The organism is Pseudomonas vranovensis DSM 16006 (assembly GCF_000425805.1).
Lineage (GTDB): Bacteria > Pseudomonadota > Gammaproteobacteria > Pseudomonadales > Pseudomonadaceae > Aquipseudomonas > Aquipseudomonas vranovensis.
This window is the reverse complement of record NZ_KE384454.1, coordinates 265,150-291,086: the sequence shown is the minus strand read 5'-3', so window position 1 is coordinate 291,086 and position 25,937 is coordinate 265,150. Positions and strand designations below refer to the sequence as shown.

Here is a 25,937-nt window from a genome sequence, read left to right as displayed (position 1 = left end):
CAATGAGAAGGTAAACCCTCCAATGAGCAACATCGAATACCCTGAAGTGGTGCGCATGCGTGGCATCCTCGCCATGCAGCGGACCGCTTATCTGTCGAATGACATCTGGACTGCCGAACAACGCTGCGAACTGTTCGATCGCCTGATCGGCATGCTGGTCGAGTACAAGCAGGAAATCGTTGAGGCGACGGCGGCCGATTTCGGCCATCGCAGCCACGACCTGACGCGCATCATCGACCTGCTGGGTCCACTTTCGTCGTTGAAAAAAACCAAGGCCAGGATTGCCGAGTGGATGCAGCCAGAGCAACGTGCTGCCGACCGTGGCGAAGCCTGGATTCAGTACCAACCGCTGGGCGTGGTAGGGATTGTCACGGCATGGAATTTCCCGATAGGCATGGTGATCCAGGGGCTGGCCAGTGCGCTGTCGGCCGGTAACCGAGCGATGGTCAAAGTCTCCGAACTGACCCCCAAATGTGCTGAATTGATGCAGCGGATGTTCAGCGCAACCTTCGCCGAGGATGAGATAGCCATCGTCACCGGCGGTGCCGAGATCGGCCAGGCATTCTGCAGCCTGCCGTTCGATCATCTGCTGTTCACCGGAGCGAGCAGCGTTGGCAAGCATGTAATGCGCGCCGCCGCCGAGAATCTGGTGCCCGTTACTCTAGAGCTGGGCGGGAAGTCGCCAGTCATTGTTTCGCGTTCCGCTGACCTCAAGGCAGCAGCGAGCAAGATCATGGCGGGCAAGCTATTGAATGCTGGCCAGGTCTGCCTTGCGCCAGATCATGTGTTTATTCCCGAAGAGTCGATGGAAGAATTCATCGAGCATGCCAAGGCGGCGGTCGCCAAATCCTATCCGAGCCTCAAGGACAACCCGGATTACACCTCGGTAATCAACACCCGCCACTACGAGCGTTTGCTGGGCTACCTTGAGGAAGCCCGAGCGGCTGGGGTCGAGTTGATCGAGTTGAATCCGGCGCAGGAAGATTTCGCCGATCAGCCACATCACAAGATGATTCCGACCTTGCTGTGCGATCCGGGTGACGAGCTGAAGATCATGCAGGACGAGATCTTCGGGCCATTGTTGCCGATCAAGCCGTACAAGGACATACGCGAGGTGGTGGCGTACATCAACGCGCATCCGCGTCCGCTGGGGCTGTATTACTTCGGCAGCGATGCGGCCGAGGAAAAGTTCGTCCTTGAGCGCACGGTGTCCGGTGGTGTGACGATTAACAACGTAGCCCTGCACGCCAGTGTTGACAGTCTGCCGTTTGGCGGTGTCGGCAACAGTGGTATGGGCAGTTATCTGGGACACCAGGGCTTTGTCACGTTCAGCCATCCGAAGCCGGTACTGCGCGCCGCAGATGGTCCGGACATCACCCGGCCACCTTTCACCGATCAGGTGCGGCAAATGGTTGATGCGATGATCAAGCGATAGGCCTGCCAGTCAAGACTCGCACCTTGTGGGAGCGAGCAAGGTGCGAGGATTAATCGCAGGGTGAAGTCAGCAAGGTCTTGATGAGTCGGCGCAGTTGTTTGTGCAGAAGCGCCGGGTCGGCTGTCGAAGGATCGAGCAGCAGCTGGAGCATCATGCCGCGCATCGTTCCAATCAGCAGGGTGGCGGTTGTCAGCGGATCGGTGTCGGCCGGGATCTCACCGTTGGCGATGCCGATTTCCACCTGTTCGGCCAGGGTCATTCGCACTGAAAGGTTGTACTCGGCCAGTATCACTGCCGATTCCGACTCCACCGTCACACCCTCTGCCATCAAGGCGAGCAAAGCGCGGGCGTTGGTCCACTCCGCGTCGTCGCGCAGGAAGTAGGCATCGATGTAGCCGAGCAAGGTATCCAGTCCCGGCTCGCGTCTGGGCGCCTTGTCCTCGACGACATCCATGAAACGGGTGTTTACGAACCCGGCCAAAGCACGCAGCAGGCCAGCCTTGGTGCCGAAGTGATGCGCTGCCAGGCCGCGACTGTAACCGGCTTGCAGACCGACTTCGGCCAAGGTGATGCCAATCCAGCCTTTGCGCGCGACGATCTGGCGTGCAGCCTCCAGCATGCAACGTTCTGCCTGTGCGCGCATTTCCACTTTGGATCGACGCGCAGTGTTCGGGGTGCTTTGGTCGGACATGTTCATGGACGAATGATCAATTACCGGTGAATTCAGGAACGCGACGCTCACGCATCGCCTTGTTGCCCTCGGCAAAATCGCTGGTGAGGACCTGCCACTCTTGCTCGGTGGCTTCGCGGTCGATGATTGCATCCACCGAGTCGGCGAGGCCGGCACGTAGGGTTTGGCGGCTCGACATGACGGCAAGGGGCGCACTCAGGGCTATTTCTTCAGCCAGGGCGCGAGCAGCCTGACGTTCTTCGCCATGCGCCGCAAGCACATCCGCCAGACCGATACGGACGGCTTCTGCGCCATCGATGCGACGTCCGGTGGCGATCAACAAAGACGCCATCTGCAGGCCAACGACGCGCGGCAGCGTAACAGAAATGCCGAAGCCTTGGTGCATGCCCAGGCGATTGAAATTGGCAGAAAAACGGGCCTTCTCGCTGGTGACGCGATAGTCGCCGACCAATGCCAGGCCCAGGCCTCCACCGATGGCGGCACCCTCTACCACGACGATCAATGGCTTGGCCGTGCGGAACAGGCCCACGGCGTGTTTGTACAGCTGACGAGGGCGGATTTTTTCACCGGTCTGCGCCAATCCACTGAAGTCGGCACCTGCACAAAAGGTCTTTCCTTCGGCTTGCAGAATAACGACGCGGCAGCTCGGCAGCTGGTCCAGATACTTCAGTGCGCCGAGCAGATCCATGATCAGTTCCTGATCGAAAAAGTTCAGCGGCGGACGGCTGAATTCGAGCGTGGCGATGTGTCCTTGCAATTCAAGGGTCAAGCCACGGCCGGGAGTGAAGGAGGCGAGGGTGGTCATCAGATACTCCGAATGGGACAGGAAAACAGACTGGATCGATGGCGCTTGATCCCTTTACAAGAATGCTGATAGCTTATTCGCTTGTTGGTCAGCCAACAAGCGACATTGGTCGCCTGTCCCTAAAAATTCAAAGAGCAAACACCATGCAGGCACTCGATATCAGGCCTTGTAGGCTGGACGCCAAGACGCAGGCGCTGCGTGCAGAAGTCCGTACATTTCTTGCCGAAGAGCTCAAGCACTATTCACCGGTCGATCGCGCCAAAGGGCTTGTCGGCCTCGTCCCGGAATTCACCCGCAAGCTGGGCGAGCGTGGTTGGCTGGGCATGACCTGGCCCAAGCGCTATGGCGGTCATGAGCGCAGTGCGTTGGAGCGCTACGTGGTGCTGGAAGAACTGCTTGCGGCGGGTGCGCCGGTGGGCGCGCACTGGGTCGGTGAACGCCAGAGCGGTCCGTTGCTGATCAAGTTTTCTCCGGAAGTCCTTGCTCCGCAGATCGTCCCGGGCATAACCCGCGGTGAAACGCTTTTGGCGATCGGCATGAGTGAGCCCGACGTTGGTTCCGACCTGGCGGCTGTGCGCACCCGTGCGCAAAAAACTGAAGGCGGCTGGATCGTCAACGGCAGCAAGGTCTGGACCTCGGGCGCTCATCTGGCCCACTACATGATCACGCTGCTGCGCACCGGGCCGAAGGAGGAGGGCAATCGCCGCGCAGGCTTGTCGCAACTGCTCATCGACCTAAAGGCCCCCGGAGTGACCGTGCGCCCGATCTACAACATGCTCGGCGAGCATGATTTCAATGAAGTGTTTCTGGAAAACGTCTTCGTTCCCGATGATTTCGTCATTGGCGAGTTGGGCAATGGCTGGCTGCAGGTCACTGCGGAACTGGCGTTGGAGCGCAGTGGTCCGGAGCGCTACCTGAGTAGCACCCAGCTGTATCTGGCCATGCTCGACGAGGCCGACCCGCAAGACAGTCGGCATGCCGTAAGCCTCGGTCGCTTGGCGGCACGCTACGCCGCGCTGCGGCAGATGTCGCTGGGCGTCGCCGGCATGCTCGCCCGTGGGGAGAATCCGGCCATCCAGGCGACCGTGGTCAAGGACCAGGGTGCCTTGCTCGAACAGGCTATTCCGGACGTAGCTCACGATCTGTTCGGCGATCAGCGTGAGCCCGGTTCCGACCTCGACCAGGTGATGCGCTTCCTGACTCAGAGTGCGCCGTCCTTCTCGTTGCGTGGCGGTACTCGTGAAATTCTGCGCGGCATTATCGCCGGAGGTCTTGGACTGCGATGAATACAACAATTGATCACCAGGGTGTGGACGACGGCGTCCCTTCAGAAATGCAAACCATGATCGCCGACAGCGTCGAGCGTCTGTTTGCCAAACAGGTCACCCGTGAATTGCTCGAACGCTTTGATGCCGGCCACCGCGCAGACGCGTTATGGCAGATGGTCGTCGACAACGGCCTGCCCGGTGCGCTAGTACCGGAAGGCGCCGGCGGAAGTGGTGCCAACTGGCTCGATGCCAGCCCGGTTCTGCGCGCCATTGGCTACTGGCAGGCGCCACTTCCACTGGCGGAAACCATGCTTGCGGCAGCGTTGCTGGCTCACGCCGGTATGGAAGTGCCGGAAGGGCCGATCACCCTGATTCAGGCCGGCCGTTTGGGCGATCTGCAACTGGATAAAGAAGGGGCGCGCCTCGACGGCCAAGTCGTCAACGTGCCATGGGCGCGCACTTGTCGGTGGGCTGTGGTTGCTGATGGCCAACACCTGGCGCTGGTCGACTTGCGCCAGGCAACCATCACCCTGGCTGCCGGTAGCAATTTTGCCGATGAAGAGCGCGATGCCCTTGTTTTCGCCAACGCCAGCACTCAAGCCACCGGTCAACTGCAACTGGCCGGTCTGCACGAGCCGGTATGGCATCTCGGTGCATTGGTACGCGCTTGCATGCTGGTTGGCACGCTTGAAGCTGTCGTCGACAAAGCAGTGATGTATGCCAATGAACGTGTGCAATTCGGCAAGCCAATCGGCAAGCAACAGGTACTGCAGCAATACCTGGCACAGATGGCCGGTGCCACCGGCACTGCGCGAATGGCTGTGCAAGTTGCCTTGCGCAGCGCGAGCGACCTGTTCCTCAAGACGGCAGGCAGCAGCAACACCCTGGCGTTCGACATCGCCGTCGCCAAGGTGTGTGCCGGCGAGGCCGCGACTCTGGCCGCTTCGGTGGCGCATCAGGTGCACGGTGCTATCGGCTTTACCCATGAACACACTCTGCATTTCGCCACGCGTCGCCTTTGGTCCTGGCGAGATGAATTCGGTAGTGATGCACATTGGGCCAAGGTGCTGGGGCAGGCGGCAATTGCCGCGGGTTCCGAGGGCTTCTGGGCAGGGCTGACCGATCGAAGCTTGTGAAGATCTTGCCTGTTCATCGCGTGAGCAGCCTGAGCGCTTGCGTAACCAAAACAAAAACAACAATTTCTATCGAGGTAAATCATGAAAGCAGCCGTATTCCACACGCCGGGTTCCCCTTTGACCATCGAGGAAGTCGGGATCAGCAAACCGGGTCCACGTGAAGTCCTGGTGCGTACTGTCGCTGTAGGTGTCTGTCACTCGGACCTGCATGTCGTCGACGGGATGTATCCGCATCCGGCCCCCGTGGTGCTCGGCCACGAGGCAGCCGGTATCGTCGAACAGGTGGGCTCGGACGTCCGCACCGTCAAACCAGGGGATCATGTGGTCACGTGCCTGTCGGTCTACTGCGGCCATTGCGCCCATTGCGTCACTGGCCACTTGTCGCTGTGCATATCGCCGGAAACCCGCCGCAGCAAGGGTAACGAACCACGGCTGACGTACGTGCAAAAACCCATGCCGCAATTTGCCAACCTGTCCGCCTATGCCGAGCAGATGCTGGTTCACGAACATGCGCTGGTTGCCATTCGCCGTGACATGCCGCTGGATCGCGCCGCGCTGCTCGGTTGCGCCGTCACAACGGGGACCGGTGCGGTATTCAACACCGCCAAAGTGCGCCCCGGCGAGACCGTGGTTGTTCTGGGTTGTGGCGGTATCGGCCTGGCTGCAATCAACGGTGCGGTACTGGCCGGTGCCGGCCGCATCATTGCCATCGACATGATCGATTCGAAGCTGGAACTGGCCCGGCAGTTTGGTGCCACTGATGTCATCAATGCGAAAAACGGCGATACGGTTCAACAGGTCATCGAGCTGACCAGAGGCGGTGTCGATCACTCATTCGAGTGTATCGGCCTCAAGCAGACGGCCGAGCAGGCATTCGGCATGCTCAAACGTGGTGGCTGCGCGACGATCATCGGCATGATGAAACTGGGCACCAAGCTAGAGATCGATCCTTTCCAGCTTCTGCAGGCCCGCCGCATTCAAGGGTCAATCATGGGTTCGAACCGTTTTCCGGTCGATCTGCCGAGCCTGACCGATTTCTATATGCAGGGTCGACTCAAACTCGACGAGATGATCTCGCAGCGCATCAAACTCGAAGACATCAATATCGCCTTCGACGAGATGCGTCGCGGCGAGCTGGCACGTTCGGTGATTGTCTTCGACCAGTGAGTGTCGGGTGAATGGTCGGGCGGGGTTACGCGCTGACGAGGTAATGCCCTGGCCCTGACCGGCAATGCACAACCGGATGAGAAGAGGATAGCCATGCTTGGTGACATCAAAATTGTAGAAATCTGCGGCATCGGTCCCGGGCCGTTTTGTGCCATGCATCTGGCCGATCTGGGAGCGCAAGTCATCGCTGTTGAGCGTGGCGAAGCTGTCTGTGTTACAGGTGAGAAGAACGCTTCTAAAAGCGCGATGAATCGTGGAAAGCGCTCCGTGGTAGCCGACCTGAAAACACCCGATGGGCGCGAGACCGTACTAAAGCTGATCGAAAGCGCGGACGCGCTGATCGAAGGCATGCGCCCGGGTGTGATGGAACGTCTAGGGTTGGGGCCGGAGGTTCTGCTGGCACGTAATCCGATGCTGGTTTACGGGCGCATGACGGGCTGGGGTCAGAATGGCCCGATGGCTCAGGCGGCAGGTCATGACAACAACTACATCTCGCTGTCAGGGGCGATGTATTACTGCGGGACTGAGGGCGAAGCGCCGTCTTCGCCCATCACACTCATCGGCGACATTGGCGGTGGGGCCCTTTATCTCACAATCGGTCTGCTGGCGGGCATCCTCAATGCGCGCACTACGGGTAAAGGCACCGTGGTCGATGCCGCCATCGTCGATGGTTCGGCGCACATGATGCAGCTGTTGATGTCGATGGCACCTCGTGGCGGGATTCAGGAACAGCGGGGCAAGAGCATGCATGACGGCTCCCATTTCTACGCCACTTACCGCTGTGCAGATGGTCTGTACGTTTCCATTGGGGCCATGGAGCCACAGTTTTACGCGATACTTCTGGAGAAGCTGGACTTGGTCGACGACCCTCGCTTCGCCCCGCAATGGGACATGAGTCGTTGGGAAGAAATGCGTTCGGCGTTCGAGACCATCTTTATTAGCCGTACGCGCGAGCAATGGTGCGAGCTGTTCGAAGGTACGGACGTGTGTTTCGCGCCGGTCCTCAGTCCACAGGAGTCTTCCATGCACCCTCACATGGTACATAGAGAGGTGTATTTCCAGCGCGACGGCATGCTGCAGGCTCACCCGGCACCGCGTTTCAATGGGCAAATAGTTACGCCGAGGGCGATACCGATGCGTGGCGAACATACAGAACAAGTCAGGTCGGCACTTGAAGCCAACAACGTAGGTCTTTGGCAATTGCTTGATGGTTCCCGATAGAATGGCTAAGCAAGTCTCCTCGGACTTCCATAACATCCGCTGATTGCTCTTGGACCACCGTGCCGGTGGCCGACTGGGTCGAGGCATAGATCCCGTGCCTCTCGCGAAGGGCTGCAATTGGCCGATTCTGTTGAAAAAGTAGCTCTCCTGTCTGGCCTGCGGCAAAATTTCTGCATTGGCCAGCAGGGAAGCACGCAGCATGATGGGACAGTTATCGAGTGGGCAGAAGCGGCTGTTTTACTCGTTCAACCTTGAAGATCACATTCCAGCCAATCACCTTCTGCGCAGCATTGATCAATGTCTCGATCTGAGCGACCTGCGCCATTACCTCGCCGATTTCTATAGCCCGATTGGGCGTCCGTCGATTGATCCCGAACTGATGATCCGCATGCTGATCGTCGGCTATTGCTACGGTATTCGCTCAGAGCGGCGGTTGTGCGAAGAGGCCCATTTGAACCTGGCGTATCGCTGGTTCTGCCGGTTGAGCCTTGAAGACGATATCCCCAACCACTCGACCTTTTCCAAAAATCGACACGGCCGTTTTCGGGACAGTGATCTGTTTCGCTGGTTGTTCAATGAAGTGCTGCGTCGCTGCATGGACGCCGGTCTGGTCAAGGGCGAAGGCTTTGCCTTGGACGCCAGCATCATCAAAGCGGATGCGAGTCGGCAGCGCGGCGTACCGGGAGATGAACCGGTCAACTGGAGCGTTCCATCCCTGAGCACCCGCGCCGTGCGTGAGTACCTTGAGGGCCTCGATGAAGAGGCTTTGGCCGAAACGCTACCGAAGCGCCTGTCGCTGACGGATCCTCAGGCTCGCTGGACCGCTCCAGGTGGCCCAGCGTTCTACGCTTACTCCACGAATTATCTGATCGATACCGAGCACGGCGTGATCATGGATGTGGAACCCACACCGGCTCATCGAACCGCAGAAGTCGAGAGCACCAAGACCATGATCGAACGGGTCGAAGCGCAGTTCGACATCAAGCCGGAGCGCCTCATTGGCGATACCGCTTACGGTACCGCGCCGATGCTCGCCTGGATGGTGGAGGAAAAAGACATCGAGCCGCATGTGCCGGTGTGGGACAAAACCGAGCGTAAGAACAACAGCTTTTCGAGTAACGATTTCCACTGGAATGAAGAGGCTGAGGAATACCGCTGCCCGGCCGGCAACCCATTGCGCAGCGAATGGCGAGCCTTCAAAAACGAGCGTTCGCACGTCACCGAAGCCAACACCATCATCTTCCGATCCCGGCAGACCGACTGCGCGACATGTCCGATGAAAGCCAAGTGCTGCCCGAACACTTCGATTCGCAAGATCGCTCGCAGCGTCCATGAAGCCGCTCGCGATGTGGCTCGGCGCATTGCAACAACGCCGGCATATCAGCGCTCTCGCCACGAACGTAAAAAGGTCGAAATGTTGTTTGCCCACCTCAAGCGCATCCTGAAAGTGGATCGCCTCCGGCTACGTGGCATGAGTGGCGCGACGGATGAATTCACGCTGGCCGCTGCGGTGCAGAACCTGCGACGGCTGGCCAAATTTTCATCTTAAGGGCCACCAGTCACGGGACAGGTGCGCCTGCACCAAGCAAAAAACCTCAAATTAACCCAATAACAGAGCAGCAAAGGTCACCGAAGGGCCGAAAAACCTGAGTAGGTTCTCCAGTGGTGGTCGTGCCTGAGTTCAGGCCATTTGAAAATTCGACTTTTTCAACAGAATCGGCCCATAGATGCCCATCGCGGGATGCAGCAGTCGGTCAAAAGCGGACGCTGATGAACCTAGCTTTGAATTAGCTACTCGATAACCAAAATGCTCGTGGGGGGCAAACTACCAGAGAGAGGGGAACAGAAAATCTATCGAGTGCCGCGAAAGCTTCAGGGATACCGACTGACGGCGGTCCAAAGTGATCAGCCCCTCTAAACACATCTGGCTTAGTAGGCTGTGCGTGGTAGTCTCATCGAGACCCAGGCGCGCACGGATATCGTTGCGTTGCTGGTCACCCACGTAGAGGAGCGTTTTGTAGATATCACGGCACTTAATCTGCAATTCAGGCAGGTGCTCGCCTTTACTGCCTGACAGCGCGCTGCGGCTCCGCATCTCAAAATAGCCGTCGATCCGATCATTTAGCCTTTCCGGTTCCAGCAGCTTACTGAAGTACTGCAACTGTTCCAGTGCTGTCTCAGTGAAGAATCTAGTCCAGCGCAACAAACCGCTATCCGATAGTTCGCCACGGCCGTCTAATCCGCCTTGGCGCGGAGCATCCGCAGCGCACAGCATCTCGTAATAGGCGGCGATATTGCGAGCGAACCCACGGCTCATGGACCACAAGCCATACCCACTCAAGCCAGCAGCCTTGAGGTACTGGTCTGTGAATAGGCGGCCCGTACGACCATTGCCGTCCATGAATGGGTGGATCCACATCAGGCGGTGGTGCGAGGCAGCAGCGGCTAAGAGCCGCGATTGCCCGTGGATCCAGTCTAGACGGTACACCCGCTCAAAGTCGTTGAGGTGCAAATGCATCTGTTGCGAAGTAGGGGGGATGTGTTGGCCAACGCGGACCTCACATTTGCGAAATTCACCAGGGACCATGCGCGCGGAAATCGCTGGCTCGAATGATTGCATTTCCAGCATCCGTTCAGGCACGCCGACATAGAGTTCGCGATGTAGGCGTGAGATTGTGACCTTCGCACACACGGTGACCTTGTTGAATGGCTCATTGACGAGCCGGCGCTGGGCTTCAATGTGGCGGTTGACCTCTTGCAGGCTTTGGTCACCCTCCATCTCATGAGGACTATCCTCGGCCCTCAGAATGTCGATCGGTGCGCTTGAATTCCCCTCGATCTTGTTGCTGCAGTACGAATTTACAAGCTGTACCAGATTCATCATAGGCACGCGTAATGAGGCTGGAATCCCGGTGTGAAGGGTCTCGTCGAGCCTCATGATCTGGATGATTTGTTCCAGCAGCTCCTCCGTGGCCTTATCTTGGGTGATGTACGGGGTGAATGCCATTGCCACCTAGTCCTTTGTACAGCTAGTTATAAAGGCTTAGAGCGTTTCAAAACTTTCTCCTTGCCGGGTAGTGGATGGTCATGTCAACCCCAGAGCAATCAGCTGTGGCAGTATTTTCTCAGCAGGGCCTATCAGCATGATCTCGTTCGGCCCATTCATGGATACATCTACGTTATTGACGTGTATGACCACTGCACCAGACTCTAACGCGATATCTGGTAAGTCAGCAGCAGGCCTGACCACACCGGAAGTCCCGATAGAAAGCAGGACGTCACACTGTCGTGCTGCTTGGCTGGCGGTTTTCCATGCACCTGGCGGGAGGTCCTCACCAAACCACACGATAGCTGGACGCAAGCGGCCGTTGCATCGGCGGCAGCGGGGCGGTTCTATCAATGCGCCTTCCACTGGAATGATCGGAAACACCAGCGGTTCCACGACGAATCGATGACAGGCGAAACACTTGGGGCGCATCAGGCTGCCATGGAGATGAAGCACCTCCTGATTGCCTGCCCGCTCGTGCAAATCATCAATATTCTGAGTGACCACGGTGACACTCCGGCCGCTGCCAGATAACCGATGGATCGCCTGATGTGCCGCATTGGGCTTGGCTTGCATTACTTGCTGGCGCCGCCATAGGTACCAGCCCCAAACCAGCGCCGGATTTTCGCGGAATGCCTGCGCCGTTTCTAAACGCTGCGGGTCTTGGCGCTCCCACAACCCGGTCAGTTCGTCGCGGAAAGTCGGAATCCCGCTTCCGGCAGAAACGCCAGCGCCGGTAAACACCATGATATGTTGCGCTGACCGCAGTGCCTCAGCGGCTTTTGCTAGGTTGTCCATGGGTATTCATCACCCTAACGCGGGGCAGGGAAGCCTGTCAGGATAACGGTCGCGAGCGGCATCGGAATTGACTTTATTAAGTGCACAGCCGTTACGGGCGCCTCGTGCCGAAATAGCCAGGCTCACACTCGCAGAACCCAAACCGTATTCCAGCCGGGTTTTAACGGCCAATGACGGTGTGCGCTTCTGCATCAAAAGTGTGCGTACAACTGCGGTTCGTCAGCAGGTTTAGGTGGAAGGGCCACGCTGGTGGTTCGCGCATTCAGGCTTCGCGCCGAGTACAACGCATGTGATCGTTTCCGCAGGCGTAAATCGAGATCTCCTAATTTGTAGGTGGCCACCTCAGTCTCGTAAATCACCGCGCTTTGCGAGCACTCAAGCCCACGGTGAATCACAATCTTACGAAGCTCTTCCAGGCTCCAGTGCGGACGTCCGCTGATGGATGGAGGGCATAGCATTTGTACCTGCGCGATCTCGACGCCCGTTGCCTGGGTGAGGAAAACGTTGAGTTCGTAGGCATCTTCCACAACAGCTGCTCGCTCGCTCTCACCATTGAAAAGCGACCGCAAGGTCACCCAAAAGCACATCCCCTCAATTTCACAATAAGAACCTATACGGACAGTACGGGTGTGAGATTCGGACAAATAGATCAAAACGGGCTCCACTGAGCGCTGCATATCCCTAGGCGACCAGTCACCAGGGCTGGAAAACTCAAATTATCCCACAATGAACACTATAGATTGTAGCCCTATCGTGTTCGATAGCGCTTCATCATTCCTTTTCAGAGGAATGATGATGGAAATCCGTGAATCCCTGGGTGAGGCACTGCGGCGCATGCGCATTCTTCACGACCTGACCCAGGAAGATTTCGCCGTAGTCAGTAGCCGAACCTACGTGAGCTCCCTCGAACGCGGACTCAAGTCGCCGACTATTCAAAAAATTGAAGAGCTGGCCAGCCGCATGGGTATCCACCCACTCAGCCTCATTGTGTCTGCGTACCTTATCCAAGATCCCGATGTTGGCTTAGACGGGCTGATCAAGCAGGTGAAAAAGGAGGCTCTCAAGCCTTGAAGGTCGATCCAGTGCCCAAAATGAGCGCTATAGTGTTCATGCCATCCTGAAACGACTACTATCGCGCTGCTCACTGAGAACCAGCTTCCGGGAGCAGCGTAGTCATGCGTAGATCATTCCATGGCTAAGGTGGCCCCTTCTACATTCAAATGCCTATGGCCACCGCCGCTGCTCTCCGTTTTTCAATTGGCTTGTTTAGGCGACCGTATCGAGAATCGTGGAGGAATCCTGACTAGCACTGGCGAAAGGCTGCAGGCTTGGAGCCTGGATGGAGGAGGGCGTAGCTAAATAATGCGGTTTTGTCTCTCAGTTCTAGCGATGACGCGCATTCATCGGACAGACCTCCAATCCCTAGCAGTGCTACCCATGCGAACTGCCACCAATCTCGTCCAGAGCGGCGTTGACAACCGCGTCTGGATCCGAGGATAGAACGTCTTTCGGCAGCTTACCCGCCAAATACGAATTGGATGATTCGAACCACAAAGCCATGCCCCAGCCATTCATCCTGGTGGTCAGCACAGCGATGATGCGCTGCCAGCTCTTGACCAGGTGAGCAAGTCTCCACTGGCCATGACCCTGGCTTGTGCCTTGGACTGGAAAATGGCCTCTCGGCGGGAAAGATTCCTCGCCTATGGAATTGCCCGCATTCTGCAAGACGCTCCTTAAGCATTAGGGGGAGAGGGCACCACAAGCCAGTGCCGATCTGCCCGCCGAGAGATAGATCAACACTAATTCAGATTTTTCAACGCTGGTCCTGGTCGACCGTTTGCCCAAGGTAAACGCCACTCCCGGAAGCCCGCTTATAAGGGCCAGGCCGCTAGCTGGTCGATGTCGATGATCGACCCATCAACGGCGGCCCGTGTCCTGGAAGTAATCGTCCTGGGCAACCAGGCCCAAATCATCAGTCACAGCAGACGGCTCATCACTGAACAGCTGTTGAACGCGTCGCTCTTGCTTCATGTACGCCAAGGTCTGAAAAAAGCAGTGCTCACAGAGATGTACCTCAAATCGCTGACCGTCGTGGTCACTGCCATACCCCCAGTGGGCTTGTAGAGTTCCATACTGGTACCCCCCCCCCCGCGGCCCTGCGCGTAGAACAACCGCAGACGTCACAGATAACGTCAGTGACGGCTTCAACCTCGACTAGCCCGGTAATTTTCACTGTGAATTCCTAGATAAATGGCTTCGATCCATGTGGGACGGCGAGCTGGCGGTCGACGACTGGGCAATCCAGGTTTAACCGCGGTCTCGCATGCCGATGCGCTTCACCGAGTGCGCGCGTTCTTGGTCATGCGCGTGATAATAGGTGTTCTGGGTCGTACTGAGGTTGCTGTGCCGCAGGTCTTCCTGCAGGTCTTTAGGATTGCGCAGCGGAGCGTCAAAGGTAGCAGAGGTGTGACGCAGCCAGTGCGCAGAAGCAGAGCGCAAACTTTCCATCTCATGGTGAGCACGACCTTCGCTGCGCATCTTGTCCACGGCTTTATCAAAAACAGCTTGGAGGAGGGCGCGGATCTGTCGGTCAGACAAGCCTGCTCGACCATTGAGCGTTTTGATCAGCGGCGTACTTTCCCCGGGATGAGGTAATTCAGAGAGTCCTAGGAATCGGCGATAACGTTTTAAATAGCGCTCTACGTAGATATCCCGCACGGCAATCTTGGCCGCCTTGTTGCCTTTACCCACCGCGAAGTACCACCAGTTGCCTTCATCATCTAAACGAAAGTCACCCATGGTGGGTTTCCAATTCTTTCGACCGGCGAGGTCTGAAACCCGCAGGTACATGGCGAACAAGGTTGCAACAATAAACAAGGTTCGTTCATGCCGCTCCGGCTCGGCGTTCGCCATCTCCTCAACGGTGTCCAGGACAAAGTCCCACTGCAGCGGCGTGAGTGCCCGCGAAGAAGCAACTTCAAGTTCTTGCGTAGAAAATCGATTGCCTTTTTTAAGTAGGCGAAACGGGTTCGTTTGGGCGAAGCCGTCTTCAATGAGGAATTCATAGAACCGACTGCAGACAGTATACACCTGGTTTAACGTGCCATTCGCCGGTTGATAATGCTGGGTGCTAGGAGATTCTGTGACCCGCGCCTTGCGAGACTTAATGTTGAAGGGATGCCATTTAGGATTAGGCATCCAGCCATCGCGAGCATTCACCGCTGCCGGGTTATTCAGGAAGCGGCTGCGGGTCACCGGACCCGCCCAGTCAGCCGGCGGGTTTCGACAGAAATCCAGATAATCTTGCGCATCCTGGCGCTTGAGTTGGTTCAGCGGCTTGACCTGGACCAGCAGTGCCCACAGAAGCAAGCGCTCCGTGTGGCTGCGGTACGAGTTGAATGTCTGTGCATTGTCGGAAAACGCGCGCAGGAATGCACGCACCGCAGCGTAGCCCCGGTCAGCTTCCAAACAGGCTTCAAACTCATCCAGGTAGGAGCCGACGCAGGCGAGTGGGGAACCGCGCAAACTGAAGTCTTGCTCGATGAAGTTATCGTAGGTTTCGAACAAGGGTGTGGGTGCGCGCGCCATGCAATACCAACCAGATTTTTTGAAGACAATAGACTTCCAGTTATGACAGTAATCGGAAGTTGTTAGCTAATCCGAAGATAAAGCCTCAATCTATCGATGGTAGCGACTAGATTTCCCTGACGCAACATTGGCGGACCTGGCTAGGTTAAATGAGGCCATGGGCCATCAATAGTATCGAGCCTAAAAACTCCAAAGTTCTGGCAGGACAGGATGGAACACTGGATTATTGTTTAATTAGGAGACATTCCCGGATTTCTAGAGGGCAAAGCTTTCTAAGAATTTGTTGCAACTCAAAACTCAGCACCACGAATGCGGCAAGCCTCCTACTTTTCGCAAGTCGTAAGGCACTTTTTTTCCTGAATTTTTCCTGGTATCAGCACAACTGGCCGGGAAAGTCTCGAAATTTAGCAATAGGCCGAACGAGCCCAAAGCCCAGCCTCCACCTCAATTTCGCTCGCCTTGGAATGACGCGAGAGGCTTAGCAATCTGAGTTTGAGCCACTCAGGGGCGCTTGGCCAGATTAGCTGGCTAATACGATCACGAACGCAGGAAAGTCTCTTAATCTCTGCAAACCGTACTGCCGGGGAAAGTCTCCCAATATAGCAACAACCCGCGGGCGTCAAAAAATCAGTCTCATCCTAGAAAATTGTGTCGCTGAAGCACCAGTTAAGGGCTCCAACCCCGGAAAATGTCTCTTTTTTTCGAAAAAACATTTGCTCGATTGGATTTTTTCATTTCAGAATCAACAGGTTAGACACTGATTGGTGAGAGTCTCTTTATTTCGCGATAGCCTCAACCGGAGGCTAGTGGAAATGGACAGAAGCTCATGAACATTCTTAACATAGCACCTCGTTTAACATAATATACATTATGCGAAGCTTCCTATGGAGACTCGGGGGCCCTGGGTGGACAGATTTGAAGCCAGGTTCACGACCGCTCAGGCTCCTTGCCTGGCTTGGGCTGAAAATCGGCCGGCGTCATTCCGTGGCACACGATGGACAGATCTTGGCATTTCTGCTGGCGATACCAGTCCACCACGTCGTCAATCAGCTCGTCCAGGACCCCGATTAGAATGTCACCGGAACCGCTCCTGGCATCTTTCTCGTATGGATACCGCGCCTTGGTGAAAACGTCGCGGCATCAGATCGTGCTTATCAGCAGACTTGTTCTTCCGGTGAGCTGGAATTCTATCTGCTGCTTTCAAATGCTCGTGAGCGGCCTTGATCGCGTTGTAGTCGAGTTCGTAGGTTTCAAAGACCTGGCCAAGGTTGCCATTGGGTTTTGAAACGAAGCTTTTAAGCAGGATTTCCATACCAAGTGCAGCATTGGTCTGCGCAATTGGCAGCATGTTGTCGCAATGCTTAAGATGCTTTGCTGCCGTCAAATAACGGTACGCGCTTTCGACCATCCATGGCATTAGGTGCTGCTGCATCTGGGATTGCTCCTGGGAATGGGATCAGATCAACTTGATCATCAGTGTGGTTACGGTAGAAACACTGGCGATCACTCCCAATGCAATACAATAGCCATGGGATATCAGAAAATCTCGCGGGTAATGTTCCCTGCCTCAATGTTAAGTGTTTCGTATCACTCACCAGCTTGATGATTTCAAGGTAAATCCCTTCGACTTCAGCCTGGCTTAATTGGGGCATATGCTCTCCACTCTTTTTGAGGTTTCCTAGGAGGATACCAATATCTGGTTTCTCGAAAACGTCCTCACTCCCCGTCTTTTTTGATAACGCAAAATTATAACTCAACTAAATAGTCATTTAGTTGAGTTAGATCCGATGCTCCCTGGCAACGTTCCGCATAAACGACCAGCCTCATCGCACTCCCTCCGTTTGAGAACTGTCTCAGCATACAAATCCGCTGCGCGTCCTTCTACAAAACTACCCGGAGGCCAGAAAATAGGACGTTTCCGAATTCTGTCCGGGGTCCTGTCACGTACAGTCCCTGTTGCGGATTCAATGCAGTCATTAAACCATTCAAAAAGGACAAGAATGTTATGCGCGCGGTCATCCTGCAAGGAAGCTATGGGGTCTTCCCTACCGAAAACTTGTCGCTCTCCATGCCCGCCATACAGACGTGTATTGGCCTGTATGGAGAAGACGCAACCGCTCGAAGGCTTGTGTGCGCTCACTTCGATTCTGAAAAGCAGTTAAACCACAATGTCTGTCAGATCCTGGCGGCCATCCATCACGCCGGTATGAGTGCAGGCAACACCCGTATTAAAATATTTGGCGGCGATGGTCATCTGTCACGCTTGAGATGCACACCGCCGTCCACCTATATAGGCATGCAGGTCATTGCGGCGCTGAAGGCTGCAGGCTTCACAAATATTGAGTACACCCAACACTATTCAGGGCTGATTGCACAAACATTCAATTACGAATACCGCCGCGGCGTGAGTGTCGTCGTGCCGGTATTCTCTGCGGACAGTTTCCCTTTCTCGGGTGTGCATTCGGCGGTTTACCAACGTGCGCGGCAGCGCATACAAAAAAGACCCGACCAGTACACGAGTCGCGATGCCGTGATGGACAACGTGACGCACTATTATGTTTGATCGGGTTGCACCACTGCCCTACCCCTTAAACGCTTGGCGCATATGCAAAAATGTGCGCCCCGCCGTTTACGGCCATCTGGTAAGTTTCTTTCCGGCTTGAATCAACGGATGGAGACCACGCAATGCTCGCTGCCTACAAGGGAACCACCTCCATCAGCCTTGTGCGTGAAGCCCTTTTTGGCGCAGCCCAACGGGGGTTGTGTACTGCCCTTCCCTTGCAGCAAGCGCGCATCGACCCGCAATTGCTCCTGTCCCCAAACGCGCGGGTATCGGCTGCGGCTTTCTCAAGGCTATGGGTGGCGTTGTCGGACATGCTCGACGATGAGTTCTTCGCCATCGACAGCCATCCCTTGCGACGTGGCAGCTTTCGCCTTATGTGCCATGCAACCATTGGCTGTGAATCGCTGGAGCAAGCGCTTCGGCGAATACTGGCGTTCCTGCGCATGGGGCTGGACGATCTGTACGGCGAGTTGAAGGTGGAGGGAGATTCGGCGCATATCATCATTCACGACCATGGCATCGAACGCAGGTTGTTCAGCTACGGCACCTGGTTGATCCTCGTGCATGGCCTGTTGTGCTGGCTGGGTAATCGTCGAATTCCGCTGCAGGCGTTGAGTTTTCGAACACCGCGCCCGAACGATGACAGCGACTACCGGATGCGTTTCTGCGAACACATCGAGTTCGGCGCACCGGTAACCCTCGTACGTTTTGACGCAAGTTTCTTGAAACTCAAGGTCGCCCAGTCCCACGAGAGCCTGGCGACCTTCCTCAGGGAGTCGCCCGCCAGCCTGCTGGTCAAGTACCGCAATGACGCGAGTCTCAGTGCCCAGGTCAGGCAACGGCTACGTAACCACCGCCCGGAAGACTGGCCGGCACTGGATGAGATCGCCAACCAATTGAGCATGTCCAGCTCCACCCTGCAACGGCGCTTGCAGGCCGAAGGCGCGAGTTACCAAGGGCTCAAGGACAGTCTCAGGCGCGACATGGCAATCAACTTTCTCGGGCAATCGGACTTGACTGTCTGCGAAGTCGCCGCGCAGGCAGGCTTTCAGGAAACCAGCGCCTTTCACCGCGCTTTCAAGAAGTGGACCGGGGTAAGCCCCGGCGCCTATCGCCGCAGCAGCGCACAAGAGCAAAGCGCTTACTGATGGAAGTGCGGGCTTGCCCCGCGGTTGCGATCTATCGGTCGTATCGCATCGCAGTGCAAGCCCACTGCCACAGCCGGTGTCCATTTCGGTCAATCACAACGACGCCCACGGGCATGTGACGTATTGGTAAACCCCCCTAGGATTCGCAGCAGGTAGCCCATTGGGCCCTGGCATTACGACTGTGCACTTCACAAACAAGAATAAAAGCGAAGGAAGACACGATATGCAATCAGTGAACGTCTATGCGTTGGCAGGAGATTCAAAGTTCAATCGTTTGCATGGGCGCATCCTGTTCTGGTGTGTGCTCATTCTGATCATCGACGGCTATGACCTTGCCGTGGTCGGCGCGGCACTGCCAGCGATCATGCAAGACATGAATGTCGACCCCACCAGCGCCGGCATCATGGCGGGCTCGGCTCTGCTGGGCACCATGTTGGGTGCGATTTTCCTCGGTACATTGGCCGACCGCATCGGCCGGCCGCGCATGATCGCCATCTGTGTGGCGCTGTTCAGCATCTTCACCGCAGTGGCGGGCCTGACCGACGACCCGGTCAGCTTCAGCATCGCGCGCTTCATTGCAGGCCTGGGCATCGGTGGCGTACTGCCGGTGTGTACTGCGCAGATGGGTGAATACTCGCCCCTCAAGCTGCGTACTCGCCTGATTACCCTGGTTTTCGCGGGCTATTCGGTAGGCGGGATCCTGGTGGCACTCACCGCCAAGCAACTGATCGAGACTTATGGCTGGCAGTGGGTGTTCTACGTTGCAGGCCTGCCAGTACTGCTGATTCCGTTCATCCTCAAAAGCATGCCGCAGTCGATCGGCTACCTGCTCAGAACCGGTCGCCAGGATGAGCTGCGCGAGATCGTGCAGAAGATCGAGCCGGGCTTTAACCTGGCAAGCAATACCGTGGTGACTGGCAACGTACCGGTGCAGGGCACCCAGGAAACTCCGGTACGCGACTTGTTCAAGCAAGGTCGCGGCTTTAGCACCGTGATGATCTGGACCGCGTTCATGACTGGCCTATTCATGGTCTATGCCCTCAACTCCTGGCTGACCAAGTTGATGGCAATGGCGGGCTTCAGCCTGGGCTCTGCATTGAACTTCGTCATTGTCTTCAACCTGGGGTCGATCGCCGGCGCCATGGTCGGGGGCTGGTTGAGCGACAAGTTCAACATCAAGTATGTACTGGTGTGCTTCTACATCATCGGTGCTATCGCCCTCACCCTCCTGGGCTTCACCCGCGATACCACATTGTTGTTCGCGGTGGTGTTCCTGGTAGGAGCCTCTACCCTGGGCACCCAGTTGCTGGCCTATGCCTACGCCGGTGATTTCTATCCTTCGGAAATCCGCTCTACCGGTGTCGGCTTCGCATCTGGCGTGGGGCGCATCGGCGCGATTGTTGCCCCTGTGCTGATTGGCTGGCTGGTGTCGTTGGCCCTGCCGCTGCAGCAGAACTTCATGGCTATCAGCCTGGCCGGCCTGATCGGTGCCCTGGCGGTCACCTTGATCAACCAGTCCAGGGCGCAATCGACTCAAGAGAGAAAAGCCCTGGCGTTGTCGCGCTGAGTACATCGCACGCTGCCTGCAGGATCAGACATGAACCGACTATCGCCACCGCCAGCCGACGCGAAACTTCTACACCAGGCCGTTGACAGGGCAATCACCACGCGACGCAGTATCCGGGCATTTCTTCCCACCGAGGTGGCGCAGGCCGACATCGAGGCCATCCTCGATGTCGCCCGCTTCAGCGCTACCGGCGTGAACATGCAACCCTGGCATGTTCACGTGGTTGCCGGCGAAGCGAAGGCGCGGCTGTCGCGCGCCATCGCCGAACTCGATGACGATCCGGTGCGCAGCGCCCATCTGCAGGACCCATATGCCTACTACCCACGCCAATGGAAAGCGCCCTACCTCGACCGCCGACGGGCCGTGGGCTGGGCGCTCTACGGGTTGCTGGGCATCGACAAGGGCGACAAGCAGCGCATGCATGAACAGCACGGTCGCAACTACCGGTTCTTCGACGCCCCGGTAGGGCTGCTGTTCACCATTGACCGTAGCCTCGGCGAGGGCAGCCTCCTCGACTACGGCATGTTCTTGCAAAGCGTGATGGTCGCCGCGCGTGGCCGAGGCCTGCATACCTGCCCGCAGGCCTCCTTCCTCAAGTACCACGCCCTCATCTCGCAGCAATTGGGCATTGCGCCCGAGCAGATGCTGGTGTGCGGCATGAGCCTCGGCTACGCCGACCCTGCCGGTGTCGAAAACACCCTGGTGACCGATCGGGAAACGGTCAGTGCGTTTGCAACGTTCCACTTTGATCACAACAACAAAAATAAAAGGTGCCTGTAATGTCGAAACACCCTGTGAAGCTGCTGCTCGCCACGGCTGTTGCCACTCAAACCCCTGTGGCACTGGCGGACTTTGTCAATGATGCAAAGGCAAGCCTTGAACTGCGCAACTTCTATTACAACCGCGACTTTCGCAATGACGATGCACGCCAGAACAAGCGCGATGAATGGGGCCAGGGTTTCATCCTCAACCTGCAATCGGGTTTTACCGAAGGAACGGTCGGCTTTGGTGTCGACGCCCTTGGCCTGCTCGGGGTTAAGCTCGACTCCAGTCCCGACCGAACCGGATCAGGCCTGCTGGCCTACGACTCCGAGCGCAACGTCGAAGACGCATACAGCAAGATGACCGTGACCGCCAAGGCGCGCCTGGGCAAAAGCGAGCTGCGCATTGGCGGCATCAACCCGGTCATGCCGTTGCTTGCAAGCAACAACAGCCGCTTGCTGCCCCAGGTGTTTCGTGGTGGCAGCCTGGTGTCCAACGATCTGTCCGGGCTGACTTTTTCGGCGCTGCGAATCAACAAGGTGAAGCAGCGCAACTCCACCGACTTCGAATCCCTCACCGCCACCGGCTACGCGCCGGTAGAAGCCGACTATTACAACTACCTGGCCTTCGATTACAAAGCGTTGCCGACGCTGACCTTGAGCTATCACATCGCGGAGCTTGAAGACCTTTACCGCAACAACTACGTGGGCCTGAAACTCAACCAGCCACTGTCGGTGGGCACCCTTATTACCGATGTGCGCCTGTTCGACGCCAACGAGACCGGCGACAAAAGCCTGGGTGAAGTCGATAACCGTACCTTGAGCAGTTACCTGGCCTACAGCCTCAAGGGCCACACTCTGGGCGGCGGTTACCAGAAAGCCTGGGGCGATACCCCGTTTGCGTTCGTCAATGGCACTGACACCTACCTGTTCGGTGAATCGCTGGTGAGCACCTTCACCGCAGCCAATGAACGCGTCTGGTTCGCGCGCTATGACTTCGACTTCGTCACCCTGGGTATTCCCGGCCTGACCCTGGGGGTGAAGTACGCCAAGGGTGAGGACGTCGATCCGACCATGATCAATACATCACAGGCGGCCGGCCTACGCGCATCGGGTGACGACGGCCAGGAGTGGGAACGCATGACCGATATCACCTACGTGGTCCAGAGCGGCCCGGTCAAAGGGCTGTCGGTACAATGGCGCAACTCCACCAACCGCTCCACCTACGCCGACAGCGCCAACGAGAACCGTTTGATCCTGCGCTATACACTCAATTACTGAAACGGAATGACGACTGCTGCGCAGCCGATCGCAGCCTCGTACTTCGGCAGCGGCTACAGACTGCAACCCCAACTTGTAGCCGCTGGTGTCAGCCTGCGGTCGTGCTGCTATGGGCCCTCAGGATTTCTTCCATGCGCCAACGTCGATCCGCCGCTTGTTCATCCACAGCCCCATGATCACCAGCGCAACCAACGGCAAGCCATGGAACACAACAATCACCTGGGCCGGCGTCCATGCTACATAGAACGGGCCGACCAGCAGCATGCCTACGCCGAAGCCGGCCATCTGAATCAGGGTCAATAAACTGAACAGTGGCAGGCGCAGGCTATCCGGCTCGCTTTGTGCCCGGGAAATCAAGGCCACCTCAGACAGTCCATCCCCCAGGCCGGCCCACACGACCAACACCAGTGCCAACCACAACTCGGTTTGTTGAAAGGTCAGCACGAAACCGCTGGACATCAGCGCCACGCCCATCATGAACAGGCGCTCCATGCGCTGCGTGTCACGGCCTTTCAGAACTGCACTGGCCAGGCGCGCGCCAAGGAACTTGCCACAGGCCCAGACCGCCAGCAGATAACCCATCACCGTTTTTGCCGTGTCTGGCGAAATGTACTGGGACAACACGGGCCAACCGACGTTATGAGCGGCGCTACCAAGCGTGTCGAGCATGCTGATCAGCAGCATGGCTGCCAACACCGGTGCTGCACGCAGCCCTGTTCTGAGTTCGTGCCACTCGGCAGAAAGCCCTCGATGCGCAGCTACCGCGACTGAATACAACGCACGCAACGGCAAGATCAGGCTGGCGGCCAGCACATAGGTGGCAATGTTGACGGTGAACACCGCTGCGAACCCCGCAGTTGCAATCAGCAAGCCGGACAGCAAGCTGCCGAAGACCGCACCGGTGGCCGCGGCAGAGGTAATCCAAGCATTGGTGCTCACCCGCTGCTCCAGTGCAACCCAGGTGGGTAGCTGGCTGTTGATACCAATGGCAAACAGCGAATTGCACAAGCCGATCCCAAAGGCGATAAACGGCAGGATGCTCAGCTGATGCGCTGGTATCAGCACCAGCAGCGGCGTCAATAGCAGCGCCCTGGCCAGATCCAGGCCGGCCAGTGTGCCTCGCCCGGCAAAGCGCCGGAAAAACGCAATGCCGAACAGGCTGGCGACAATCCCGCCGATGACGCGGCACGCCAGGAAGATACTGACGAACACCACGCTTTCACTGAGCCAGTAGACGTAGGTGGAGAGCGCCACGATGTTCAGGAACGCGCCAAAATCCGAAATGCCTCTGGCAAAGATGATCAGGCGCGCGTTCAGGGTCGAGCGGGCCAACCGCGAGTCGTGGCTCATGAACCCTGCGCCTCTGCGTCGGGCCTTTCACTGCGCAGGCCGACGAGCAACACATCGCGCCAGGCTGGGGCCGAATCGGCCAGCGGACGAACATCGCTGGCGCGATGGTACAGTGCGCGATCATTGAACACGATGGTTTCGAGGAACTGCCCCAGCGCCAGGTTCAACACCGGGCTGTGTGTCGATTCAGTGGTGAAGAACTCCGAGACCACTGGCACCGTATTACGCTCGCCGATGAAATGCACGAATACCCAGTCCAGGCCATCCTGGTGAATCCCCGACGTGGTCGGGCTGCTGGACTGGGCATCTGCCTTGACCCGGAACGGGTGGATATCAATCGTGTACGCCTGCTCACCGAGGTGCGGGCCGATCAGCGCAAGGTCCATGGCCAGAAGCTTGTGCATGAGCGGATGCGAGATGAAGCCCTCCTCGCAGTAGCTCAAGTGATTGACGCCCTGGCGATACTCGATGGCATAGGTGACGGGCGAATTGAACGCGGTATTCCTGTCGAGCTGTAGTTGCCGCGAAGGCGACAATCGATAGCGCAGGATGCGGCGTTCGCGGTGGGTGTACGCCTGGAACGCCTCGTCGGGCACCAGATTTGACCAGTACGCTCGAAAGCTGTCCTCTTCACCGGGTTCAATCGGAATCAGATCCCGATAATCCCGGACATGGCAATGGTGATGCTCGCGCAAATGCGCCGAAATCTGTAGGACGTCCATCGCGCTACCCTGCAACCGGGTTATCGAGGATGACACGCAGGTTTTGCCTGACCGCATCATGCAGGGCATGGGCGTGTGCGGCATCGTCGACCTTGGCCCAGCACTTGAGCAAGTAGTGCTCTTCGATATCCGCGTCGATATAGCTGCCGGCGCTCTGCTGGGCATATTCCAGTACACACGCCTGGTTATCCAGGTAGTGCAGGCCTTCAATGCCCTTGAAATGGCCGCTGTGTTCCGGGTACACCGCCAGCATCGAGTAGCGTTGTCCTGCAGCGGCGACCTTTTGCGCGGCACCATCGAGTTGCGCGGTTACCCCCGGTTTGCCCAGCAGCACAGCGATATACAACTGGTAAGGATCGATGGCGGCCAGGTCACGAAATGCCGCGTTGACGTAGAGCCCCCCCAGGCGCGGGTTGATTTCAATGGCCACGGGGCCCTCGGCGGTCATGCGAAACTCGAAATGCACCACCGCGTTGGTCAGGCCGACCGCGCGCAGGCAATCCACAGCGTATTGGCGGATCTGTTTGCACTGCTGCTCGGTAAAGGACGCCGGCGGTGAAATCAGCAGGTTTTCGAGCACAGTGCCGCTGCGCTCGGTAAGCACCAGTTTTTCGTTGATCAGCAGCGCATGGATCTGCTCACCGACGATCACACACTCGACACTCCCTTCAATGCCCGAGATATAGCCCTCCAGCAGCATGCTGCAGCCTGGAATGTGCGCGTGCTGCTGCCCGTCTTCGCCCGCCAGGGTGTGCGCGCAGCCGTAGAAATCCGAGTTGCTGGCAGTGCCGTGCTCGCGACGGAACTGCGCGTAATGGCTGCGCAATGCTTCCCAGTTGGAACACTTCTTGATGAACGCAGAGGCACCACCAAACGGTGGCTTGGCGATCAGCGGATAGCCCACTCGGTCAGCCCCCGCCTTGAGGGCCTGTTCGTTGCTGCACAGTGCGAACGGCACGGAGCGAAGCCCCTGCTTATCCAGTACACGGCGCATCAGGAACTTGTTGTTGCAGGCGGCAATACCCTCGGGGCAGCTGTAGACCAGGCCGAGCCGCTGGCAGACCTGCGCAACGATACACCCCACCTCCCCTTGAGCAGACGGATGCCCCGCCTGGCAGAAAATCGCACGAAGGGCGTACTGCTCCTCCAGTTGGGCAACCAGGTCCAGAATGGCGTGCTCGTTCAGCGAATCGAGCAAGAACACGGCATCACTGTCATCCCGAAGTCGTTGCAGGTGATGGCGCCCTGCTACACCCGCCGTCAGACAAAGCAATCCTTGTTCGCGGGCCGCTGCAAAGTGAGGCTCCCGGTAGTGATAGCGAACATGACGACTGTCATCGACATCAATAAAAAGAATGGCATCCTGCTTCATGATCACTACGTCCTGATT

Annotated in this window: 22 protein-coding genes and 1 pseudogene; 12 read left to right on the top strand and 11 right to left on the bottom strand. The window is 57.4% G+C overall.

The features are described from left to right. Positions 1–22 precede the first annotated feature (22 nt). On the top strand, positions 23–1,435 hold the full coding sequence (locus tag H621_RS0120830; RefSeq protein ID WP_036990210.1) for a coniferyl aldehyde dehydrogenase: 1,413 nt from the start codon (positions 23–25) through the stop codon (positions 1,433–1,435). A gap of 49 nt (positions 1,436–1,484) precedes the next feature. Here the strand turns inward: H621_RS0120830 and H621_RS0120825 are convergent, their stop codons facing one another. Both H621_RS0120825 and H621_RS0120820 read right to left on the bottom strand, forming a co-directional pair. Next, entirely contained in the window at positions 1,485–2,132 is a 648-nt protein-coding gene (locus H621_RS0120825; protein ID WP_028945222.1) for a TetR/AcrR family transcriptional regulator, read from the bottom strand. 10 nt (positions 2,133–2,142) lie between these two features. Beyond that, entirely contained in the window at positions 2,143–2,931 is a 789-nt protein-coding gene (locus H621_RS0120820) for an enoyl-CoA hydratase/isomerase family protein (protein ID WP_028945221.1), read from the bottom strand. Positions 2,932–3,074: 143 nt separating this feature from the next. On the opposite strand from H621_RS0120820, the gene H621_RS0120815 reads away from it, so the two are divergent. From H621_RS0120815 to H621_RS0120795, 5 genes are all read left to right on the top strand, one after another. Further along, entirely contained in the window at positions 3,075–4,217 is a 1,143-nt protein-coding gene (locus H621_RS0120815) for an acyl-CoA dehydrogenase family protein (protein ID WP_028945220.1), read from the top strand. Beyond that, positions 4,214–5,335 carry an acyl-CoA dehydrogenase family protein gene (locus H621_RS0120810; RefSeq protein WP_028945219.1) on the top strand — a complete coding sequence of 374 codons (1,122 nt, stop codon included), beginning with the start codon at positions 4,214–4,216 and terminating at the stop codon, positions 5,333–5,335. The genes H621_RS0120815 and H621_RS0120810 overlap by 4 nt, the downstream gene beginning before the upstream one ends. An 81-nt stretch (positions 5,336–5,416) precedes the next feature. Further along, positions 5,417–6,502 (top strand): Zn-dependent alcohol dehydrogenase, encoded by a 1,086-nt coding sequence (locus H621_RS0120805; protein WP_028945218.1) that lies wholly within the window; start codon positions 5,417–5,419, stop codon positions 6,500–6,502. A 93-nt stretch (positions 6,503–6,595) separates the two neighbouring features. Then, complete coding sequence (locus H621_RS0120800; RefSeq protein WP_028945217.1) at positions 6,596–7,723, top strand: CaiB/BaiF CoA transferase family protein; 1,128 nt, start codon at positions 6,596–6,598, stop codon at positions 7,721–7,723. A 199-nt stretch (positions 7,724–7,922) separates the two neighbouring features. Further along, on the top strand, positions 7,923–9,272 hold the full coding sequence (locus H621_RS0120795; protein ID WP_028945216.1) for an IS1182 family transposase: 1,350 nt from the start codon (positions 7,923–7,925) through the stop codon (positions 9,270–9,272). Positions 9,273–9,548: 276 nt separating this feature from the next. Here the strand turns inward: H621_RS0120795 and H621_RS0120790 are convergent, their stop codons facing one another. From H621_RS0120790 to H621_RS27425, 3 genes are all read right to left on the bottom strand, one after another. Continuing rightward, positions 9,549–10,730, bottom strand: coding sequence for a Fic family protein (locus tag H621_RS0120790; RefSeq protein ID WP_028945215.1), 1,182 nt, complete (start codon positions 10,728–10,730; stop codon positions 9,549–9,551). A gap of 78 nt (positions 10,731–10,808) precedes the next feature. Beyond that, positions 10,809–11,567 (bottom strand): SIR2 family NAD-dependent protein deacylase, encoded by a 759-nt coding sequence (locus tag H621_RS0120785; protein ID WP_028945214.1) that lies wholly within the window; start codon positions 11,565–11,567, stop codon positions 10,809–10,811. Between the two features lie 191 nt (positions 11,568–11,758). After that, positions 11,759–12,220 carry a hypothetical protein gene (locus tag H621_RS27425; protein ID WP_209420958.1) on the bottom strand — a complete coding sequence of 154 codons (462 nt, stop codon included), beginning with the start codon at positions 12,218–12,220 and terminating at the stop codon, positions 11,759–11,761. 142 nt (positions 12,221–12,362) lie between these two features. Between H621_RS27425 and H621_RS0120775 the strand changes: the two genes are divergently transcribed. Then, positions 12,363–12,638: a helix-turn-helix domain-containing protein gene (locus tag H621_RS0120775; protein ID WP_028945213.1), complete on the top strand. Its 276-nt coding sequence runs from the start codon at positions 12,363–12,365 to the stop codon at positions 12,636–12,638. A gap of 846 nt (positions 12,639–13,484) precedes the next feature. On the opposite strand, the pseudogene H621_RS29025 reads toward H621_RS0120775, so the two are convergent. The 3 genes and pseudogenes from H621_RS29025 to H621_RS27415 form a co-directional block, all read right to left on the bottom strand. After that, positions 13,485–13,800: pseudogene (locus H621_RS29025) on the bottom strand (hypothetical protein). Positions 13,801–13,874: 74 nt separating this feature from the next. After that, positions 13,875–15,155 (bottom strand): tyrosine-type recombinase/integrase, encoded by a 1,281-nt coding sequence (locus H621_RS0120760; protein ID WP_028945211.1) that lies wholly within the window; start codon positions 15,153–15,155, stop codon positions 13,875–13,877. 1,075 nt (positions 15,156–16,230) lie between these two features. Then, positions 16,231–16,587 (bottom strand): hypothetical protein, encoded by a 357-nt coding sequence (locus H621_RS27415; RefSeq protein WP_245219108.1) that lies wholly within the window; start codon positions 16,585–16,587, stop codon positions 16,231–16,233. Positions 16,588–17,160: 573 nt separating this feature from the next. Here H621_RS27415 and H621_RS0120750 point away from each other — a divergent pair. From H621_RS0120750 to H621_RS0120730, 5 genes are all read left to right on the top strand, one after another. Further along, positions 17,161–17,718 carry a hypothetical protein gene (locus H621_RS0120750; protein WP_028945210.1) on the top strand — a complete coding sequence of 186 codons (558 nt, stop codon included), beginning with the start codon at positions 17,161–17,163 and terminating at the stop codon, positions 17,716–17,718. A 122-nt stretch (positions 17,719–17,840) separates the two neighbouring features. Continuing rightward, positions 17,841–18,866 (top strand): AraC family transcriptional regulator, encoded by a 1,026-nt coding sequence (locus H621_RS27410; RefSeq protein WP_036990204.1) that lies wholly within the window; start codon positions 17,841–17,843, stop codon positions 18,864–18,866. Positions 18,867–19,089: 223 nt separating this feature from the next. Then, entirely contained in the window at positions 19,090–20,433 is a 1,344-nt protein-coding gene (locus tag H621_RS0120740; protein ID WP_028945209.1) for an MFS transporter, read from the top strand. A gap of 30 nt (positions 20,434–20,463) precedes the next feature. Beyond that, the gene (locus tag H621_RS0120735; RefSeq protein ID WP_028945208.1) at positions 20,464–21,213 is read left to right on the top strand and encodes a nitroreductase; all 750 of its coding nucleotides are present in this window, start codon (positions 20,464–20,466) and stop codon (positions 21,211–21,213) included. Beyond that, on the top strand, positions 21,213–22,475 hold the full coding sequence (locus tag H621_RS0120730; RefSeq protein WP_028945207.1) for an OprD family porin: 1,263 nt from the start codon (positions 21,213–21,215) through the stop codon (positions 22,473–22,475). The genes H621_RS0120735 and H621_RS0120730 overlap by 1 nt, the downstream gene beginning before the upstream one ends. 117 nt (positions 22,476–22,592) lie before the next feature. Here H621_RS0120730 and H621_RS0120725 read toward each other — a convergent pair whose 3' ends face one another. Genes H621_RS0120725 through H621_RS0120715 form a run of 3 tightly spaced genes read right to left on the bottom strand, consistent with a single transcriptional unit; the run spans position 22,593 to position 25,919 of the window. Then, the gene (locus H621_RS0120725; RefSeq protein WP_028945206.1) at positions 22,593–23,825 is read right to left on the bottom strand and encodes an MFS transporter; all 1,233 of its coding nucleotides are present in this window, start codon (positions 23,823–23,825) and stop codon (positions 22,593–22,595) included. Next, positions 23,822–24,547, bottom strand: a complete 726-nt coding sequence (locus H621_RS0120720) for a 2OG-Fe dioxygenase family protein (protein WP_028945205.1) — start codon at positions 24,545–24,547, stop codon at positions 23,822–23,824. The genes H621_RS0120725 and H621_RS0120720 overlap by 4 nt, the downstream gene beginning before the upstream one ends. 4 nt (positions 24,548–24,551) lie before the next feature. Beyond that, positions 24,552–25,919 carry an ATP-grasp domain-containing protein gene (locus tag H621_RS0120715; protein WP_028945204.1) on the bottom strand — a complete coding sequence of 456 codons (1,368 nt, stop codon included), beginning with the start codon at positions 25,917–25,919 and terminating at the stop codon, positions 24,552–24,554. Positions 25,920–25,937: the final 18 nt, after the last annotated feature.

Bases quoted from the DNA above. Each gene is read 5' to 3' on its own strand.
- H621_RS0120830 (WP_036990210.1), top strand. From the start codon at position 23: ATGAGCAACATCGAATACCCTGAAGTGGTGCGCATGCGTGGCATCCTC.
- H621_RS0120825 (WP_028945222.1), bottom strand. From the start codon at position 2,132: ATGAACATGTCCGACCAAAGCACCCCGAACACTGCGCGTCGATCCAAA.
- H621_RS0120820 (WP_028945221.1), bottom strand. From the start codon at position 2,931: ATGACCACCCTCGCCTCCTTCACTCCCGGCCGTGGCTTGACCCTTGAA.
- H621_RS0120815 (WP_028945220.1), top strand. From the start codon at position 3,075: ATGCAGGCACTCGATATCAGGCCTTGTAGGCTGGACGCCAAGACGCAG.
- H621_RS0120810 (WP_028945219.1), top strand. From the start codon at position 4,214: ATGAATACAACAATTGATCACCAGGGTGTGGACGACGGCGTCCCTTCA.
- H621_RS0120805 (WP_028945218.1), top strand. From the start codon at position 5,417: ATGAAAGCAGCCGTATTCCACACGCCGGGTTCCCCTTTGACCATCGAG.
- H621_RS0120800 (WP_028945217.1), top strand. From the start codon at position 6,596: ATGCTTGGTGACATCAAAATTGTAGAAATCTGCGGCATCGGTCCCGGG.
- H621_RS0120795 (WP_028945216.1), top strand. From the start codon at position 7,923: ATGATGGGACAGTTATCGAGTGGGCAGAAGCGGCTGTTTTACTCGTTC.
- H621_RS0120790 (WP_028945215.1), bottom strand. From the start codon at position 10,730: ATGGCATTCACCCCGTACATCACCCAAGATAAGGCCACGGAGGAGCTG.
- H621_RS0120785 (WP_028945214.1), bottom strand. From the start codon at position 11,567: ATGGACAACCTAGCAAAAGCCGCTGAGGCACTGCGGTCAGCGCAACAT.
- H621_RS0120775 (WP_028945213.1), top strand. From the start codon at position 12,363: ATGGAAATCCGTGAATCCCTGGGTGAGGCACTGCGGCGCATGCGCATT.
- H621_RS0120760 (WP_028945211.1), bottom strand. From the start codon at position 15,155: ATGGCGCGCGCACCCACACCCTTGTTCGAAACCTACGATAACTTCATC.
- H621_RS27415 (WP_245219108.1), bottom strand. From the start codon at position 16,587: ATGCAGCAGCACCTAATGCCATGGATGGTCGAAAGCGCGTACCGTTAT.
- H621_RS0120750 (WP_028945210.1), top strand. From the start codon at position 17,161: ATGCGCGCGGTCATCCTGCAAGGAAGCTATGGGGTCTTCCCTACCGAA.
- H621_RS27410 (WP_036990204.1), top strand. From the start codon at position 17,841: ATGCTCGCTGCCTACAAGGGAACCACCTCCATCAGCCTTGTGCGTGAA.
- H621_RS0120740 (WP_028945209.1), top strand. From the start codon at position 19,090: ATGCAATCAGTGAACGTCTATGCGTTGGCAGGAGATTCAAAGTTCAAT.
- H621_RS0120735 (WP_028945208.1), top strand. From the start codon at position 20,464: ATGAACCGACTATCGCCACCGCCAGCCGACGCGAAACTTCTACACCAG.
- H621_RS0120730 (WP_028945207.1), top strand. From the start codon at position 21,213: ATGTCGAAACACCCTGTGAAGCTGCTGCTCGCCACGGCTGTTGCCACT.
- H621_RS0120725 (WP_028945206.1), bottom strand. From the start codon at position 23,825: ATGAGCCACGACTCGCGGTTGGCCCGCTCGACCCTGAACGCGCGCCTG.
- H621_RS0120720 (WP_028945205.1), bottom strand. From the start codon at position 24,547: ATGGACGTCCTACAGATTTCGGCGCATTTGCGCGAGCATCACCATTGC.
- H621_RS0120715 (WP_028945204.1), bottom strand. From the start codon at position 25,919: ATGAAGCAGGATGCCATTCTTTTTATTGATGTCGATGACAGTCGTCAT.